This is a genomic window from Natronincola ferrireducens (assembly GCF_900100845.1).
Lineage (GTDB): Bacteria > Bacillota > Clostridia > Peptostreptococcales > Natronincolaceae > Natronincola_B > Natronincola_B ferrireducens.
On sequence record NZ_FNFP01000002.1, the window covers coordinates 201106 to 218560 of the forward strand.

The 17455-nt window shown below is 33.5% G+C and carries 20 protein-coding genes; all 20 read left to right on the plus strand.

Features of this window, described 5'->3' with window-relative positions; all coding sequences use genetic code 11:
• The 20 genes from BLS22_RS06445 to BLS22_RS06540 all read left to right on the plus strand — a co-directional run bounded on the left by BLS22_RS06445 (position 1) and on the right by BLS22_RS06540 (position 17449).
• Positions 1-1236: a hypothetical protein gene (locus BLS22_RS06445; protein ID WP_090552335.1), complete on the plus strand. Its 1236-nt coding sequence runs from the start codon at positions 1-3 to the stop codon at positions 1234-1236.
• A 139-nt stretch (positions 1237-1375) separates the two neighbouring features.
• Positions 1376-2785, plus strand: coding sequence for a flagellar hook-length control protein FliK (locus BLS22_RS06450; RefSeq protein ID WP_090552340.1), 1410 nt, complete (start codon positions 1376-1378; stop codon positions 2783-2785).
• Between the two features lie 15 nt (positions 2786-2800).
• A complete protein-coding gene (locus BLS22_RS06455) occupies positions 2801-3202 on the plus strand; it encodes a flagellar hook assembly protein FlgD (RefSeq protein ID WP_244269484.1) in 402 nt (133 codons plus the stop codon).
• A gap of 28 nt (positions 3203-3230) precedes the next feature.
• The gene (locus tag BLS22_RS06460; protein ID WP_090552344.1) at positions 3231-3605 is read left to right on the plus strand and encodes a TIGR02530 family flagellar biosynthesis protein; all 375 of its coding nucleotides are present in this window, start codon (positions 3231-3233) and stop codon (positions 3603-3605) included.
• Between the two features lie 79 nt (positions 3606-3684).
• The gene (locus BLS22_RS06465) at positions 3685-5052 is read left to right on the plus strand and encodes a flagellar hook protein FlgE (protein ID WP_090552348.1); all 1368 of its coding nucleotides are present in this window, start codon (positions 3685-3687) and stop codon (positions 5050-5052) included.
• An 84-nt stretch (positions 5053-5136) separates the two neighbouring features.
• Positions 5137-5361: a flagellar FlbD family protein gene (locus tag BLS22_RS06470; RefSeq protein ID WP_090552352.1), complete on the plus strand. Its 225-nt coding sequence runs from the start codon at positions 5137-5139 to the stop codon at positions 5359-5361.
• Positions 5362-5363: 2 nt separating this feature from the next.
• Positions 5364-6149 carry a motility protein A gene (locus BLS22_RS06475; protein ID WP_090552356.1) on the plus strand — a complete coding sequence of 262 codons (786 nt, stop codon included), beginning with the start codon at positions 5364-5366 and terminating at the stop codon, positions 6147-6149.
• Complete coding sequence (locus tag BLS22_RS06480; protein ID WP_090552360.1) at positions 6149-6898, plus strand: flagellar motor protein MotB; 750 nt, start codon at positions 6149-6151, stop codon at positions 6896-6898. Before BLS22_RS06475 ends, BLS22_RS06480 begins: the two co-directional genes overlap by 1 nt.
• A 27-nt stretch (positions 6899-6925) precedes the next feature.
• Complete coding sequence (locus tag BLS22_RS06485; protein WP_090552364.1) at positions 6926-7342, plus strand: flagellar basal body-associated FliL family protein; 417 nt, start codon at positions 6926-6928, stop codon at positions 7340-7342.
• Between the two features lie 3 nt (positions 7343-7345).
• Positions 7346-8350, plus strand: coding sequence for a flagellar motor switch protein FliM (fliM, locus tag BLS22_RS06490; protein WP_334292611.1), 1005 nt, complete (start codon positions 7346-7348; stop codon positions 8348-8350).
• Positions 8343-9491 (plus strand): flagellar motor switch phosphatase FliY, encoded by a 1149-nt coding sequence (fliY, locus tag BLS22_RS06495; RefSeq protein WP_090552372.1) that lies wholly within the window; start codon positions 8343-8345, stop codon positions 9489-9491. The genes fliM and fliY overlap by 8 nt, the downstream gene beginning before the upstream one ends.
• A gap of 91 nt (positions 9492-9582) precedes the next feature.
• A complete protein-coding gene (locus BLS22_RS06500; RefSeq protein ID WP_090552376.1) occupies positions 9583-9945 on the plus strand; it encodes a response regulator in 363 nt (120 codons plus the stop codon).
• A 23-nt stretch (positions 9946-9968) separates the two neighbouring features.
• The gene (locus tag BLS22_RS06505; RefSeq protein WP_090552380.1) at positions 9969-10358 is read left to right on the plus strand and encodes a flagellar biosynthetic protein FliO; all 390 of its coding nucleotides are present in this window, start codon (positions 9969-9971) and stop codon (positions 10356-10358) included.
• A gap of 14 nt (positions 10359-10372) precedes the next feature.
• Positions 10373-11170, plus strand: coding sequence for a flagellar type III secretion system pore protein FliP (fliP, locus tag BLS22_RS06510; RefSeq protein ID WP_090552383.1), 798 nt, complete (start codon positions 10373-10375; stop codon positions 11168-11170).
• Positions 11171-11180: 10 nt separating this feature from the next.
• Positions 11181-11450 carry a flagellar biosynthesis protein FliQ gene (fliQ, locus tag BLS22_RS06515; protein ID WP_090552387.1) on the plus strand — a complete coding sequence of 90 codons (270 nt, stop codon included), beginning with the start codon at positions 11181-11183 and terminating at the stop codon, positions 11448-11450.
• 15 nt (positions 11451-11465) lie between these two features.
• On the plus strand, positions 11466-12263 hold the full coding sequence (fliR, locus tag BLS22_RS06520) for a flagellar biosynthetic protein FliR (RefSeq protein ID WP_090552390.1): 798 nt from the start codon (positions 11466-11468) through the stop codon (positions 12261-12263).
• Positions 12232-13353 carry a flagellar biosynthesis protein FlhB gene (gene flhB / locus BLS22_RS06525; RefSeq protein ID WP_244269485.1) on the plus strand — a complete coding sequence of 374 codons (1122 nt, stop codon included), beginning with the start codon at positions 12232-12234 and terminating at the stop codon, positions 13351-13353. Before fliR ends, flhB begins: the two co-directional genes overlap by 32 nt.
• Positions 13354-13365: 12 nt before the next feature.
• Positions 13366-15393, plus strand: a complete 2028-nt coding sequence (gene flhA, locus BLS22_RS06530) for a flagellar biosynthesis protein FlhA (protein WP_090552394.1) — start codon at positions 13366-13368, stop codon at positions 15391-15393.
• A gap of 2 nt (positions 15394-15395) precedes the next feature.
• Positions 15396-16553 (plus strand): flagellar biosynthesis GTPase FlhF, encoded by a 1158-nt coding sequence (gene flhF / locus BLS22_RS06535; RefSeq protein ID WP_090552397.1) that lies wholly within the window; start codon positions 15396-15398, stop codon positions 16551-16553.
• Positions 16553-17449: a MinD/ParA family protein gene (locus tag BLS22_RS06540; RefSeq protein WP_244269486.1), complete on the plus strand. Its 897-nt coding sequence runs from the start codon at positions 16553-16555 to the stop codon at positions 17447-17449. The genes flhF and BLS22_RS06540 overlap by 1 nt, the downstream gene beginning before the upstream one ends.
• Positions 17450-17455 lie beyond the last annotated feature (6 nt).

Consider the following 17455-nt stretch of genomic DNA (forward strand, 5'->3'; position numbering starts at 1 on the left):
ATGGTTACTAACCTTCAAGAAAACGAAAAAACAGGAAAATTGAAAATCATTTTAATTATTATTTTGGCATTTTTGTTTATTCCTATTATGACAGGAGTAATCATGTATTTTACAAACGAAGATTTTAAATATACTACTAATAAATTTTTGGTGGTTTTACCTGGGAATTTAGGTCAAAACTTTTCAAATATGCCTACTAAAGAAGAAAAGGAAAGTATGAAACTGGCAATAGCGAAGTATTACATTACTTTAGACGAAGACAGACTAGTGGATAAGCTTTTAATTATAAAAGCTGAAGACAGCAAGCTATATGATGACTTATTAATTATGTTAAATAAAGAAAACCCTATAAAAATGAAGAAAGTAAGAGAGGCTTTACGGGGTACACAGATGGAATCCAATACTGTATATAGGATTTTAGGAGAAATACAGCAGGATAAAGATGAGAAAATAGAGGCATTAAGTAAATACTATACTTCACTTAAAACAACAGATGCCATTAGAGAGATTGAAAGAACTTTTAAAAGTGGAGAATTAGAACAAGATGAGTTATCCAAAATTTTAGAAAGTATGCGTATTAAGGAAGGGGCAGAATTTCTCTTGTATTTAGATTCAGAAATAGTTGAAATGATTAACTATAGATTAAATCAAACTACTAGAAGAGAAATAGAGAAAAAAATTCAAGAGATTCAAAGCCTTGAAAAGGAATTGGAACAGCTAGCAAAGATTTACGAAAGAAAATCATTAGAAGAGCAAGTTTTAGCCCTAGGCAATACTGATGAATTTAGGATACAAGACTTAGCTGTTATATATAGTAGTATAGGCATTAAAAGTGGAGGACAGATATTAGCTCTAGTAGAGAACCATGAATTTATTACAGAGCTATACGAAGAGATTAACATACTAGAGAAGCTAAAAAAGCGGAATCACAATCGAGCTATAGATTTAGCAGAAACAGTACAAATCTATAAAAACTATCAATTAAAGGTGGAGGAATTAGTTGTCATTTATGAAAGAATGTCACTAGAAGAGTTAACAAAGGTTTTAGAGGAAATGTTCCGTAGAAATCAAACAATTCAGAGCTATAGCGTTGGTACAGAAGAATTGATTTTTACAGAAAAACAATTGGTGATTGATATACTACATAAATTAAAACCTAATAAAGCAGCTCAACTACTCCAGAGCTTGAAGCTAGAAAATTCAATCGATTTATCTAGAAAATTTGTTTTAGAATAGCCTATGCTATCAAATTATTCATACAAAAGCCTTTTATAACAAGGAAGGAAGGCTTTTATGAAGGGGATTGGAGATATACAAAGCTTTAAATTTTCTACGGGTTATAAAAAATGACAACTAGAAAGGAGGTGAAAGATATATGATAGAGCTTCAAAATATACCCGATATAAATATGTTTTCAAATAAACAGCAGGCAATACCTACAAAAGAAGGAAATAAAAATAAAAATTTTCTACAGATGCTTCAGAGGAAATTGGCAGAGGTAGATAATAATCAAAAAATGGGTTCAATAAAAACTTCAAATTCCAACACCTCTGAAGATAGACGACCTGTAAGCAATACTGATGCTAATAAAAAGTCTCGTAACCTACAGGAAGGTCTAAAGGAATATAATGATAATAAAAATTTAAAAAATGAAAAACAAGATGGAGCAAAGGCTGATTCAAAGACTGACTCAAAGGAAGAGAAGGACCTAAGCTTAATTGATGAAGAAACTAATGAAATAGGAGAAAATCCACTGCTACAGCAACTATTAAAGGTTATAGAAGATATGCTTCAATTAATGGAAGAAGAAAAAGAAGGATATTTACATCAAGACAAAGAAAAAATGAAGCTAGCTCTAGATTCATTAGGAGGAAAACTAGAACTAACACTAGAAATAAAAGAGCTGTTGCAATCAACAGAGATGCTTTTAGCAGGAGAAGAGGGATCTTTAAAAGATATTCAAATACCAAAAGGAATTATGGATTTGAAAAGAGAGATAGTAGGAATTCTTGAGGAATTCCAGGAGTTTCACCAACTTCAGGACAAGCCTTTAGAAGCTTTAGAAAATAATGCATCAAAGCTAGGGATGGAGACCTATAGAATAAATCAAGATTCATCAAAACCTGAAGAAAAACCCAAAGCTACAGGAGATGTAGTGATTTCACAGGAAGTGAAGGACTTAGGGGTTTCTAGTAAGCAAAAAGAGTTTGGTGAGGACTTCGGCTACAAAGGATATGAGGAGATAGAGTTAGATGAACAACTGGATGAATATAGATTTAATACTGAATTGCCAAAGGATTTTCAAATAAAATCTATTCATTCATCGAAGGAGTTCATCAACGACAAAACCCTTCACACTAAAAATATTTTAGAGCAAATTGTTCATAAGATGGATGGCATATATAAAAGCGGAAAAAATCAATTGAAGCTTCAGTTAACTCCAGAAAATCTTGGAAAGCTTTCGATAGACCTTCTGACAAGTGATCAAACAATAAAAGCAAAGGTATATGTAGAGTCTTTGCAGGTTAAAGAGGTTATAGAAAGCAACCTTAATCAATTTAAAGAATCCTTAAGGGATAAAGGGTTAAATATTTCTAGCATTGATGTTTCTGTTGGACAGGATCCTGGGACTTTTCATCAAGAGAGGAGCTATGGACAACAAAAAATAAAGCTAAAAAAGTCCTCTTACCTTGATGATGACAATTTAATAGCATTAGGAGAAGGAGATTCCTTAGCTATTAAAAATCCCTATATGATAAACACCAATTTTGATAAATTAGTATAAGGAGGGAACAAGACATTGAGTACTATTAATAACACGACTGAAGTGGAACATCGATATAGACATACCAATAAGGAAGAAAAGCCTAATAACGCTAGTAATTTAGACAAGGATGCGTTTTTAAATTTATTAGTGACACAGCTTAAAAATCAAGACCCATTAAATCCTATGGAGGATAGGGATTTTATCGCTCAAATGGCTCAATTCAGTGCTCTTGAGCAGATGCAAAATTTAAATGAAACTGTAAAAACCACAAAAGAAACAATCTCTCAACATATAACAATGATGAATAACAATATGGTAAAAAGTCAAACAGAAATTGCCAATATCCTATCAGAAATCAAGAAAGGACTAGAGATAGGCAAAGAAGATTTAGAAGATACAAATAAGGAAGAGGAAGTGGAAGTGGAACAATCCTAAAGGGTTACAAATGCAAGGAGGATGTCCTATGGTTACTTATAAAATTAATAATAAACACCTGATTTCTCAAAATAACTTACAAAAACCAAACAGTATAAAGGGTACTTCTGATTTTCATCAGGTTTTTCAACAGCAGATTAACAAAAGTGCTGAAATTAAATTTTCCAAACATGCCATTCAAAGGCTTCAGCAAAGAAATATAGAATTATCAGTCCAAGAAATATCTAAGCTAAACAATGCCATCGACACTGCTGCAAAAAAAGGAATTAAGGAAACCCTAATCATTATGGACAACAGGGCATTCATAGCAAGCGTCAACAATAAAACAGTTATTACGGCAGCGGTGGATGAACAGTTAGAGGACAATGTTTTTACCAATATAGACGGAGCTGTAATTATATAAGCCGGACCAACTATGGAGGCTTAACGTTTCTGACTGACAGAGGAAGCGGAGAAATGATAAATATAGGAGGTCATGAACAATGATGCGATCAATGTTTTCAGCTGTTTCTGGGTTAAGGGCCCATCAGCTTAGAATGGATGTTATTGGCAATAACATTGCCAATGTCAATACTGTAGGATTCAAAGGTTCCAGAGTTACCTTTCAGGAGGTTTTCAACCAAACCTTAAGGGGGGCTGGAGCCCCACAACAAGGAAGGGGTGGCACCAATCCTCAACAGGTGGGGTTAGGAATCAATGTTGCTTCTATGGACACCTTCCATATCCGTGGAGCAGTAGAAAGAACAGACTACAATACAGATTTAATGATTAATGGAGATGGATTTTTCATAGTAGGGGATGGAGATACAAGGAGTTATACTCGAGCTGGAAGCTTTGTTTTAGATGAGGCAGGAAACTTGGTTACACCTGAAGGCTTTAAGGTAATGGGTTATATGTATGATGAAAAGACAGGAAAAATGGGGACTACATTAGAAGGAATAGAAGTTTCTAGGGGGCTTAGTTTTGATGCAATGTCTACAGGAGCTAACTATCCAAGTCCTGGTGTTTTCTTTGAGGGTAATCTTAATGCAGACGTAAAGCCTGCTGGTGCTATGAATAATGAAGATCCTCCCAAATTCGAGGTAAAACCTCCTGAAGCTGGAACTGCATTGGAGGATATAAAGGATAATGAGGGTAAAAGTGCAGTTGCTAGGGACACAACATTCACTGTATATGATGAATTAGGAGGGGCTCATGAAGTAAGACTAGCTTTTGTTAAGACCGGTGCTAATGAATATAATGTATATACAGTAGATAAAGATGGGCGTATTACCGATGTCGGCCCTCACCCTATCGAATTTGAAAGTGATGGAACAATAAAAACTGGTCAAACGATGGAGCTAAAGAGGGTAGATTTAGATGATACCGGGAATGAAAAGGATTTGCTAGAAAATGGCGCTAAAAAATTTGAGTTTAAAATAAGCTTTGAAAAATTAACGCAATTTGCCAACGAATCCGATGCTTCCGCCACAAGTATTCATGGATATAAGCAAGGGAGTTTAAGTGATTTTGCTGTAGATAGCAATGGCGTTATAACCGGCTACTTTACCAATAATCAAATGCGCCCCATAGGACAAGTGGCCCTAGCTAACTTTAAAAACCCTGCAGGTCTAGAAAAAACAGGAAACAATCTTTACAGGGTTACATCTAACTCTGGAGAACCAATGATAGGAAATCCTGGAACCGGTGGAAGGGGTGCCTTAAACCCAGGGGCCTTAGAAATGTCGAATGTAGACTTGTCTAGGGAGTTTACCAATATGATTACCACCCAAAGGGGTTTTCAAGCAAATTCAAGAGTTATAACAGCTAGTGATGAAATGCTTCAGGAAGTAGTGAATATGAAAAGATAGTTTTATCCTTTAGTGGGATAGGTAAGCCATCCCACTAAAGGATAATGAAAGAATAATTTATACTACAAAAGAGGAAATTCAACAATGATTAAGGTTAAACGATTAAATAATAGTGAAATCCTATTAAATTGTGAATTAATAGAAATCATAGAAGAAACCCCGGATACGATAATTACCCTTATAAATGGACATAAAATTGTAGTTATAGAAAGTGCAGATGAAGTCCTTAACAAAATTATCAGCTATAAAAGAAGAATTTATGGTGTTCATCCTCAAAATCAAGAAAAGGCTTATGGAAAAGAGGTGTAGTTTTGGATTTAGCAACAGTTATTGGAATTATAGTAGGTTTAGCCTTTGTTACATGGGGTATTATTAGCACTGGTGATATTATTATGTATCTCAACTTGCCCTCTATTTTGATTGTATTAGGAGGAACAATATCTGCTACCTTCGTAGCCTATCCATTAGCAAAGGTATTAGAAGCCATGAAAATAGCATCAAAGGCATTTTCTAATAAAATCATTGAATCAGGAGAGATTATTGCAAAAATTATAGGATTGGCAAATACAGCAAGAAAAGAGGGGTTGCTGGCTCTAGAGGAGGCGGCAGAAGGAATAGAGGATGAATTTTTACAAAAAGGTATTATGTTAATTGTTGATGGTACCGATCCAGAGCTGGTAAGAAGCCTTCTGGAGACGGAATTATCCTTTATAGAAGAAAGACATAGGCAAGGACAGGGGATTTTTGAAACTATGGGGAGTTTGTCACCGGCCTTTGGTATGATAGGAACATTAATTGGGCTAATTAACATGTTAAGGACTTTAGATGATCCATCGACAATTGGCCCTAGTATGGCAGTAGCATTAATCACAACCTTTTATGGTTCCCTATTGGCTAATCTAATATTTATTCCTTTAGCCAATAAGTTACAACTTAGAAGTAGGGAAGAAATTTTAAGAAAAGAAATTATGGTTGAGGGATTACTATCTATTCAGGCAGGAGAAAATCCTCGTATTATTGAGGAAAAACTAAAGGCCTTTTTACCTCCAAAAACTAGAAGGGACTTGCAACAAAACCAGGAAGGTGTTGAAGCATAATGGCTAGGAGGAGGATTAGTGAAGACAAAACTCAACAAGGATCCCCAGCATGGATGGCTACCTATGGGGATATGGTAACTTTGCTGTTGTGTTTTTTTGTGTTGCTCTTTAGTTTTTCTGAAATTGATGTACAAAAATTTGAAGCTATTATACAATCTTTCCAGGGTTCCTTAGGTATTTTAGATGCTGGAAGATCAATTGAACCAAGTCAGTATATTTCTGATGGGTTGAATGATGAATTGACCACAAAGCAATTAGAAGAGTTAGAGGATTTTAGAAAGCTTCAGGAGCGACTTCAGCAATTTTTAAGGGAAAGAGAACTAGACGCTGACATATTGGTTTCTTTAGAAACTAGAGGGTTAGTCTTACGATTTCAAGACAATGTATTGTTTGATCCTGGAAGGGCTGAAATTAAAGGAACATTTACTGAGATTCTTTTAAATATAGCAGAGTTTCTAGATGAAGCAGAATATCAAAATAAATCTGTAAAGATAGAAGGGCATACTGATACAGTTCCTGTAGGTCTAAATTCAAAACATGAAACAAACTGGGAATTATCTGTGGCCAGAGCTGCTAATGTAGTAAGGTTTTTGATAGAAGATGTGGGACTGGAACCCACAAGGTTTTCAGCCGCGGGCTATGGAGAATATCATCCGGTAGCACCAAATGATACAGTAGAAAACAGAGCGAAAAATAGACGGGTGGATATTGTAATTTTAAAATCTGAACTAAATATTTCCACACCCTAACACATAAAAGGAATTGGGGGTAACTAAATGAATTTTAGGAAAATACTTTTATATTCATTAATAGGCTTTGTTCTATCTGGAATTTTCTTCGGGACCATATTATATTTTACTGTATTTAGAGTCCCCAAAGAAGTTAGCAATTATGTGGAAACTTATAAATTTCACCTAGGAAGCTTCTCAACCAATTTAAGCCATCAAAGGAGCTTTTTTAAAGGAGAAATTACAGTAGAAACAACAGATAAAAGTCTTTTGAAAAATTTAGATGAAAAAAATGCTGAACTTAGGGATCAAATTATAAAAACTATTATAGGACAAAAACCTGAAGATATTTTAAACCCCGAAGGACAGCAGGAGCTAAGGCAAGAACTGATAAGAATAATATCAGAGGTAATGGCATCAGATAAAATCACCAATGTTTACTTTACTGATTATATTATACAATAGGAGGTGATATGCTTGTCTGATGTTTTATCCCAAAATGAAATTGATGCTTTATTACAGGCTTTAAGTACTGGAGAGTTAGATGTAGAAGACATTCAAGAAGAAAAACAAGATAAAAAAATTAGAAGCTATGATTTTAAGAGTCCAAAAAAACTTGCCAAGGATCAGCTTCGAACCCTACAAATTATTCATGACAATTATTCTAGAAGCTTAAACACCTTTTTGTCAGGATACCTAAGAAGCTATGTGCAAACAGAAGTTTCTTCAGTAGAGGAATTATCCTACTATGAGTTTAGTAATTCCATCGTTAATCCTGCCATTATATCTATGATAAATTTTCATCCTCTTACAGGACAAATAGCTATAGATTTATCTCCTTCTATAGCCTTTACACTTATTGATAGAATACTTGGGGGTAGCGGTAAAAATTATGAAGAAATCCGAACCTTTACAGAAATTGAAATTACTTTGATCAAAAAGCTAATGAAACAAATAATTGATTTGATGATAGATCCATGGGAAAATGTTATTGAACTTCAACCTGTATTAGAAAAAATAGAGACCAACTCTCAGTTTGCTCAAATTGTATCTCCTAATGAAACGGTGGCATTAATAACCTTAAATATAAAAATAGGTGATGTTGAGGGGATGTTAAATATATGTATTCCCCATATTGTTATAGAGCCAATCTTGACAAAGCTCAGTACAAAATTTTGGTTCTCAAGCATTAGCAAAACAATAACAGAAGAAGACAAGAAAACCTTGAAAAAACGTGTAGAAAAAAGCAAAATTAATATTTGCGCCCAATTAGGCTCTACTTATATAACTGTAAAAGACTTTCTAGAACTACAGATAGAAGATGTGATCTTACTAGATCAATTGGCAAAGGCTGAAATAGAAATTTTTGCAGGGGATAAGCGGAAGTATTTTGGCCTCCCAGGAACAATGAAAAACAAAATCGCTGTAAAGGTTACTAGAATTGACAAGGAAGGAGATGAACTAGATGAATGATATGTTATCCCAAGAAGAAATAGATGCTCTCCTTAGAGGAAGTAGTATTAACTCAGATGAGGTTGAGGATGCAGGCTTTGAATTTACAGACATAGAAAAAGATGCTATTGGCGAAATAGGTAACATTAGCATGGGAACTTCAGCTACAACATTATCTACTTTATTAAGGCATAAGGTAACCATTACAACACCAAAGGTTTCTATCATGACAATGCAGCAGCTGTGTGAAGATTATCCAATGCCTTTCGTGGCAGTAGAGGTGAAATATAAAGAAGGTATACAGGGGCTGAATCTGTTAATTATAAAAATAGAAGATGTAAAAATTATTGCTGACTTAATGATGGGTGGCAGTGGACAAGCAGGTAGTGATCCTCTATCAGAACTCCATTTAAGTGCCATTAGTGAAGCTATGAATCAAATGGTGGGGTCTTCCGCAACCTCTTTATCGGAAATGTTCACAAAAAAAATAGATATAAGTCCACCTAGGGCATTTGAGCTGGACCTTCAAGAGAAAGATATCAATGGCATTTTTAACGATGACAAAGAAAAATTAGTTCGCATAGCCTTTAAAATGGAAATAGAAGGCTTAATAGATAGTGAGATTATGCAATTAATTCCAATTGGTTTTGCAAAAGAAATAATAAAGTCGTTAATGCCTACGAATGATGAAGCTTTGGCTTCCAGCATAAATCAATCTTTAGTTGAAGCAGAAGATAGAGATAAAGCAGATGATTATGATATTATAAATGCTTCTATGATAGAAGAAGAGACTTACTTAACAAGTGAAGCCCAACAAATAGATAACAAGCCTCAGCAAAACAAAAAGGTTAATGTTCAACCAGTGGAGTTCCAATCCTTTGACCAGCCTTCTTATAGAGGAATTCCAGAGAATATTAGTCTGATTCAAGATGTGCCCTTGAAGGTAACAGTTCAATTAGGAAAAACTGTAAAGAAGATAAATGAAGTACTGGAGTTTGGACCTGGTACAATAATTGAACTTGATAAACTTGTGGGGGAGCCCTTAGATATATTGGTAAATGGTCAATATGTAGCAAAGGGAGAAGTGGTTGTAATAGATGAAAACTATGGAGTGCGGATAACGGATATTGTTAATCCTCAAAAACGTTTTGCCAAACTTTAGGTAAGGGGTTATACTATAGATCTTATGGTGATTAATATTTAATTCAGACAAAATCTATAATTATTACAAGAATATGAAGGAGGAACTTAGTATGGCTAGTGGAATTTTAATAGTTGATGATGCTGCATTTATGAGAATGATGATTAAAGATGTGTTGACGAAAAATGGATTAGAGGTAATAGGTGAAGCGGAAAACGGACTGAAGGCTGTTGAAAAATATAAGGAGTTAGAGCCCCATCTAACGATTATGGATATTACTATGCCTGAAATGGATGGCATACAGGCTGTAAAAGAAATAAAAAAATTGGATGCTAACGCTAAAATTATTATGTGTTCAGCAATGGGTCAACAGGCAATGGTTATTGAAGCAATTCAAGCAGGAGCAAAGGATTTTATAGTAAAGCCTTTTCAAGCTGATCGTGTTATTGAAGCGGTTAAAAAAGCTATAGGATAACAAAGTAGATAGAAGGAGAATTCATGTTACAAAACAATATTTATACTATTTTTTCTACAGTAATTATGGCTGTTTTTGTAATTTTTATAGCTTATTATACAACAGTTATAATTAGCAAAAAATCAAATTTTTATCTTCAAGATAGAACCGTCAAGATATTAGAGCGAACAGGAATATCTACTCACTTGAATATAACAATTATTCAAATTGCTGATAAGGTTTATATATTAGCGGTTCAAAACAAAAATACTACAATCATTGATTCAATGGACTTTGAAAAATGGCATGAATATAGAAAAAACCACTATAGGCCAACTCAAAGTAATTTTGCTAGTATGTTTAAAAATCCTTTTAGTAAAATCATTGCATCAACAAGGACTAAAGCAGAAATCAGCAGCAAAAAAAAAGGGTGATAAAAATAAAAATCATGAGAAACAATAAAATTTCTAATAAAAAAAAACAGAAAAAGAAAATATACCTATGTGTAGTAGTTATTTTAATAAGTATACTTTTTAGTGCTATGGTTGTAAGTGCTGAGCCTAATAACATACCTATTCCAAGGATAGGATTAAATATTGAGGAGGCAGATAATCCCCAAGAGGTAGCGGTATCTATTCAGATATTGTTTTTGATGACTATCTTATCCCTAGCACCGGCTATTCTTATTATGATGACTAGCTTCACAAGAATCATTATTGTATTATCCTTTTTAAGAAATGCCTTGGCTACACAACAAACACCTCCTACTCAAGTTATAATTGGATTAGCTTTATTTTTAACCTTTTTCACAATGGCGCCTATAGCAACAGAAATCAATGAAAATGCACTGCAGCCTTATTTACAAGAAGAAATTAGTCAAGCAGATGCATTATCTATAGCTATAGAGCCTATAAGGGAATTTATGCTAAGACAGACTAGAGAAAAGGATTTAAGTTTATTTATAGAAATGGCCCATGTGGATGGACCTTTAGAAATCAATGAGATTTCCAATACAATATTAATACCCGCTTTTATTATTAGTGAATTAAAAACTGCATTTCAATTGGGGTTTATATTATTTATACCTTTTATCGTAATTGATATGGTAGTGGCTAGTACGTTAATGTCAATGGGGATGATGATGTTACCTCCAGCTATGATATCTTTACCCTTTAAATTATTATTATTTATTATGGTGGATGGATGGAATGTGCTAATCCGTTCCCTGCTTACAAGCTTCCATTAGAGGTGATAAGATGAATGAATCAATGGTTATCGAATTAGGACAACAGACAATGTTTACAATACTACTAATGGCGGCTCCTATGTTGGGTATAGGATTAATAGTAGGATTAGCTGTTAGTATTTTTCAAGCTACAACCCAGATTCAAGAGGCTACCCTAGCCTTTATTCCTAAAATCATAGCTGTTTTAGGTTCGGTAGTAATATTTGGACCTTGGCTACTATCTATTATTATTAACTTTACATTATCTTTATTTACAAATATGAGTAGTTTTATACAGTAAAGTGTGGTCAAACCTATGGAGAATATATATACAGATATTTTAGCAAATATAAACTTGTTTTTTCTTATTTTAGTTAGGGTTAGTGGTATATTTGTTATAGCACCTATATTTGGAAGAAATAATCTACCTGTAATTATGAAGGTGGGATTGTCAGCCCTTATATCCTTTATATTATTACCTATTATTTCATCAGATATAGGGATTCATCTACAACAGAATCATTTTTTTGAGTTAACTCTTAATATTACAAAGGAATTTTTATTAGGAGTCACTATTGGATTTATATGCTTTCTATACTTTAGTGCCTTGTATTTAGCTGGAACAATTATTGATACCCAAATAGGCTTTGCTATGGTAAATGTATTGGATCCTCAGCTTAATACCCAGATGCCTATAATGGCAAATTATTACAATATTTTAGTAACCTTAATATTTTTAATTTTAAATGGTCATCATTTCATCATCCGAGGTTTGGTATATAGCTATGAACTATTGCCAATAGGCTTTGTATTTACCATTAGCGAAGGAGTTATCTATAAATTAATTGATATGATGATGGAAATATTTGTATTGGCTTTTCAGTTCAGCGCTCCAATTTTAGCTACTATTTTTTTAGCCAATGTACTACTGGGTATTTTGGCCAGAACAATGCCCCAGATGAATGTTTTTATTGTTGGACTACCTTTGAAAATTTTTGTAGGTATCCTTACAATTTTGGTTACTTTACAATTTTTAATTCCTTTTTCCCAAAGGTTATTTGATAAGATGTTTGGTGGCCTATATGAAATACTTCAACTCTTATCAAAAGGATGATACTATGGAATTTAAAATCAATTTACAATTGTTCACAGAAGAAAAGACAGAAAAACCCACTCCGAAAAAAATTAAAGAGTCTAGGGAAAAAGGACAGGTTCTACAAAGTAAAGAAGTAAATTCTGCATTTATTTTATTAGGTGCTTTTGTTGCACTAAATCTATTGGCTACATATATAGGAATCACTTTAAGAAGCTTTACGATTAATCTATATGAAGAATACTTAAATGTAGATTATTTGTTTTCGATAAAGAATATAAATGGCTTATTGTTAGTTACCCTTTATAATCTTTTTAAAGTGGTATTGCCAATAGGATTTGTTTGTTTATTAATAGGGGTTATAGCAAGTTATTTACAAATAGGCTATTTGTTTACCACAAAAACCTTAGCCATAAAGTTTAGTAAATTAAATCCTGTTGAAGGATTTAAGAGAATGTTTTCTATGAAATCTATTGTTGAGCTAGTTAAATCTATTATAAAAATTCTTTTAATTGGCTTTGTTGTTTATCGATACAGTATAAATCAATTGAATGCTATATTCAATACAATAGTGATGGATGTAGAAGTAATCGTAAACACAATAAAGGAGATAACAATTAACTTAGGTTTAAGGGCTGGTATTGTATTATTAGTTATTGCAATACTAGACTATTATTATCAAAAATATGACTATGGAAAAAATCTCAAAATGTCTAAACAAGAAATTAAAGAAGAATTTAAACAAACAGAGGGGAACCCGCAAATCAAATCAAAGATTAAAGAGAAACAAAGACAAGCGGCTATGAGGAGAATGATGCAGGATGTACCTAAAGCAGATGTTATTATAACCAATCCAACCCATTATGCAATTGCTATCCAATATGACTCTCACCAATTTGCTGCACCTAAAATATTGGCAAAGGGCAAAGATTTAATAGCAGAAAACATAAAAAAAATTGCTAAAGAAAATAACCTGCCCATTATTGAAAACAAACCATTGGCTAGAACCCTGTATAGCACAGTAGAAGTTGGAGAGTTTATACCACCAGAGCTATATCAAGCTGTCGCTGAAATACTGGCCTATGTTTATCAAATCAACAACAGAATCTAAGGGGGACCCCATATGAAGTACGGAGATATTATTGTTGCATTAGCTGTCATTGCCATAGTTATTATAATTATCATACCTATCCCTTTAGCTGCCCTTGATGTATTATTGAGCTTTAATATATCACTAGCACTATTGATTTTATTAATAGCAATGTATACTCAAGAAGCTTTACAATTTTCTATATTCCCCTCTATTCTATTAATTACTACTTTATTTAGATTGGCTTTAAATATTACCACCACCCGATATATATTATCACGGGGGACAGCAGGTAATGTAATTAATACGTTTGGGGATTTTGTTATTGGAGGAAGTCCAATTGTAGGATTTATTGTGTTTTTAATCATTATTATTATTCAATTTTTGGTTATTACAAAGGGTTCTGAAAGGGTAGCCGAAGTAGCGGCAAGGTTTACATTAGATGCAATGCCTGGAAAGCAAATGGCAATTGATGCTGATTTAAATGCTGGACTAATTGATGATGCTGACGCTAGGAATCGAAGAAGTAAAATCCAAAGAGAGGCAGATTTTTATGGGGCTATGGATGGAGCCAGTAAGTTCGTTAAGGGGGATGCCATAGCTGGAATTATTATAACAATTATTAACATCATAGCAGGTTTTATTATAGGTGTATCGATACAGGGGTTAGATTTTGGTGCAGCAATACAAAAATACACCCTGCTAACTGTTGGAGATGGTTTAGTAAGCCAAATCCCTGCCTTGTTGATTTCTACAGCTACAGGGATTGTTGTAACTAGAGCTGCCTCAGAAGGGAACTTGGGCAGTGATTTAATTCATCAGCTTTTTAATCAACCGAAAATTATGTTCATTATTTCAGGGGTGCTATTATTTTTTGGTATTATAGGTCTACCTTTTTGGCCATTTTTCCTATTATCCATGGGTTTTCTATTTTTAGGAATGAAGCTAAGAAAGGAATTGCAAAAATCTCAGGTGGAAGAACCATTGGATGAAGTACAGGAGGCAGTTGAAGAAAAACGAAAGCCAGAAAATGTTATGCCCCTGTTGAATGTAGATCCTATAGAACTAGAGTTTGGATATGGCATACTTCCTTTAGCTGATGCAAGTCAAGGTGGAGACCTATTTGATAGATTGGTTATGATCAGAAGACAATGCGCTTTAGAACTAGGAATTATCGTACCTATGATACGGCTCCGTGACAATATACAACTAGAGCCTAATCAGTATGTCATAAAGATTAAAGGAATAGAAATTGCCATAGGAGAAATTATATTTGATCACTATCTTGCTATGAATCCAGGTATGGTTGATGAAGAGATAGAAGGTATTGATACCGTTGAGCCAGCATTTGGATTGCCAGCTAAATGGATAGATGAACAAGAACGAGAAAAGGCAGAGATATTAGGGTATACAGTTGTAGATCCACCGTCGATTATTGCAACCCATTTAACAGAAATTATTAAAAAACATGCTTTTGAATTATTAGGAAGACAAGACGTGAAAAAATTAATTGATCATGTTAAAGAAAATCATTCTGTATTAGTAGAAGAATTAATTCCTAATATTTTAACCTTAGGAGAAGTCCAAAAGATTTTAGGAAATCTATTAAAAGAAGGTGTATCTATTAGAAATTTAGTAACTATTTTAGAAACCTTAGCTGACTATGGAAATATTACAAGGGATACTGATATGCTTACTGAATATGCAAGACAATCTCTAGGTAGAGCCATTACGAAACAATTTATTACCACACAACCAGCTAAAGTTATAACAGTTACTCAAGATTTAGAACAAAGGATTATGGAATCTCTACAGCAGACGGAAAATGGAACTTATATTTCTATGGACCCTGATACAACCCAAAGAATGATTCATAATCTCTCTCAACAGGTTCAAAAAGTAGTTTCTTTAGGAGAGCAGCCTATTGTTGTTACAGCGCCGATAGTTAGACTGTATTTTAAAAGATTATCAGAGCAATTAACCTCAGATTTAATTGTTCTATCCTATAATGAAGTAGATCCCTCAATAGAAATTCAATCAATAGGGGCGGTGAGTATTTAGAGATGAAAGTAAAAAAATTTACAGCATCCAACAATCAAGAGGTCTTGATGAAGGTAAAAAATGAACTGGGTCCTGATGCAGTTATTTTATATCAAAGAAAAGTTAAACCTAAAGGATTATTTGGAATTTTTAAAAACCCTATTATTGAAGTAGTAGCAGCAAAAGAAGATAGGGAAGAGCTAATTACAAATAAATCTAAAGAAAAAATCAACCCTAACTTTGGAGCTTTTTACTCGGAGTTGAGTAATGAACCAAAAGAAGAAATCATCAAACCATCCCTTTCTAAGGAGGTTGATGAAATAAAGACAATGCTCAATACAGTTATTAATAAAATCAATCAACAGGAACTTCCTAGTCTATTAAACCATTCTCACCAAGAGGAAGTTTCAAAATTGTTCTATACCCTAAAGGAACAAGGGCTTGAAGAGGAAATCGTAAAGGAAATTTTACAGAAATGTATTGCGTATAATGACTTTAATGTAAAAGGGATAGAAAAAAAAGAAGAAATTAGAAAGGAAATTGCTAAGGTTGTCGATAAATATATTATGTATCCACCCCAATCATTAAAGTCCAAAATTATGTTTTTTATAGGACCCACAGGAGTTGGAAAGACAACTACGATAGCTAAACTAGCAGCTCAATTTTTATTGAATGAAGGTAAATCCATAGGTTTAATAAGTGCCGATACTTATAGAATTGCAGCTGTAGAACAGTTAAAAACCTATAGTGATATTTTGAACATTCCTCTAGAAGTTATCTATCATCCGTCAGAAATACATAATGCTATAAAAAAATTAAATGAAAAAGATATCATCATGATAGATACTGCTGGAAGAAGTCATAAAAATCAAAAACAGATTATAGAACTAAAAGCCCTGCTGGATGAAATAGAGGAAAAGGATATCTATCTTGTGATGAGTTGCACTTCTAAAGAACGAGATATTAAAGAGATTATTAACAGCTATAAGTTTATAGAAAATTACAGTGTTATTTTTACGAAACTTGATGAGGCTACTACCTTTGGATCTATTATAAATACTGGCAAAGAAACTAAACGTCCCATCGCCTATATTACTACTGGACAAAGTGTTCCAGATGATATTGAAGAAGTTAGCATTGAAAAAATTGTAAGCCTTATAACAAAGGAGGCTATGCAATAATGGATCAAGCTACAAAGCTAAGGGAATTAATTAATCGTAAAAAGCTACCCTCCACCAGCAATATAATAAAAAGTGATGGTAAAAGTAAACCTTCTACTAGAATCATATGTATAACCAGTGGAAAGGGTGGAGTAGGAAAGACAAATTTCACTGCAAATTTAGCCATAGCTTTAGCTAACTTGAATAAAAAAGTAGTAGTAATTGATGCAGATTTAGGATTAGCCAATGTTGATGTAATATTAGGTGTTATACCCCAGCATACCTTGTTGGATGTGGTGAAATTTAATAAAAGCATTACAGATGTTATGACTACAGGACCAAGAGGGATTAAGGTCATCTCTGGTGGTTCTGGTATTCATGATTTAGTTGATATGTCGAAAGAAAGTTTGGAGATATTAATAGAACAATTTAATGAAATCAACAGTCATGCTGATATTCTTTTAATAGATACTGGGGCAGGCTTATCAAAATCTGTTATGTCATTTGTTTTAGCTGCGGATGAAATTATTGTTGTTACTACATCTGAGCCTACTTCTATAACCGATGCCTATGCTATGATAAAAACCATAGGGGGATATAAAGAAAGTAAAAAGATCAAAGTTATTATAAATCGGGTAGAAAATACAAACGAAGGAAAGGCGACATTTGAAAAGCTTAAAAATGCTGCAGAAAAATTTTTAGGTATAGGGATAGAGAAGCTAGGATTCATTATAGATGATTATCATGTCAGTAGAGCAGTGAAAATTCAAAACCCCTTTATTATAGAATATCCTAATAGTTCAGCAGCTAAGAGTATAGAAATGATAGCATTGAAATTAATAGACCCTTTAGAAGGAGAAAAGGAATTTATAAAGACCCAGAGCTTTATCAATAAGGTTATTAGCTTGTTTAGATAGGAGAGA

Bases quoted from the DNA above. Each gene is read 5' to 3' on its own strand.
- BLS22_RS06445 (WP_090552335.1), top strand. From the start codon at position 1: ATGGTTACTAACCTTCAAGAAAACGAAAAAACAGGAAAATTGAAAATC.
- BLS22_RS06450 (WP_090552340.1), top strand. From the start codon at position 1,376: ATGATAGAGCTTCAAAATATACCCGATATAAATATGTTTTCAAATAAA.
- BLS22_RS06460 (WP_090552344.1), top strand. From the start codon at position 3,231: ATGGTTACTTATAAAATTAATAATAAACACCTGATTTCTCAAAATAAC.
- BLS22_RS06465 (WP_090552348.1), top strand. From the start codon at position 3,685: ATGATGCGATCAATGTTTTCAGCTGTTTCTGGGTTAAGGGCCCATCAG.
- BLS22_RS06470 (WP_090552352.1), top strand. From the start codon at position 5,137: ATGATTAAGGTTAAACGATTAAATAATAGTGAAATCCTATTAAATTGT.
- BLS22_RS06480 (WP_090552360.1), top strand. From the start codon at position 6,149: ATGGCTAGGAGGAGGATTAGTGAAGACAAAACTCAACAAGGATCCCCA.
- BLS22_RS06485 (WP_090552364.1), top strand. From the start codon at position 6,926: ATGAATTTTAGGAAAATACTTTTATATTCATTAATAGGCTTTGTTCTA.
- fliY (WP_090552372.1), top strand. From the start codon at position 8,343: ATGAATGATATGTTATCCCAAGAAGAAATAGATGCTCTCCTTAGAGGA.
- BLS22_RS06500 (WP_090552376.1), top strand. From the start codon at position 9,583: ATGGCTAGTGGAATTTTAATAGTTGATGATGCTGCATTTATGAGAATG.
- BLS22_RS06505 (WP_090552380.1), top strand. From the start codon at position 9,969: ATGTTACAAAACAATATTTATACTATTTTTTCTACAGTAATTATGGCT.
- fliP (WP_090552383.1), top strand. From the start codon at position 10,373: ATGAGAAACAATAAAATTTCTAATAAAAAAAAACAGAAAAAGAAAATA.
- fliQ (WP_090552387.1), top strand. From the start codon at position 11,181: ATGAATGAATCAATGGTTATCGAATTAGGACAACAGACAATGTTTACA.
- fliR (WP_090552390.1), top strand. From the start codon at position 11,466: ATGGAGAATATATATACAGATATTTTAGCAAATATAAACTTGTTTTTT.
- flhB (WP_244269485.1), top strand. From the start codon at position 12,232: ATGAAATACTTCAACTCTTATCAAAAGGATGATACTATGGAATTTAAA.
- flhA (WP_090552394.1), top strand. From the start codon at position 13,366: ATGAAGTACGGAGATATTATTGTTGCATTAGCTGTCATTGCCATAGTT.
- flhF (WP_090552397.1), top strand. From the start codon at position 15,396: ATGAAAGTAAAAAAATTTACAGCATCCAACAATCAAGAGGTCTTGATG.
- BLS22_RS06540 (WP_244269486.1), top strand. From the start codon at position 16,553: ATGGATCAAGCTACAAAGCTAAGGGAATTAATTAATCGTAAAAAGCTA.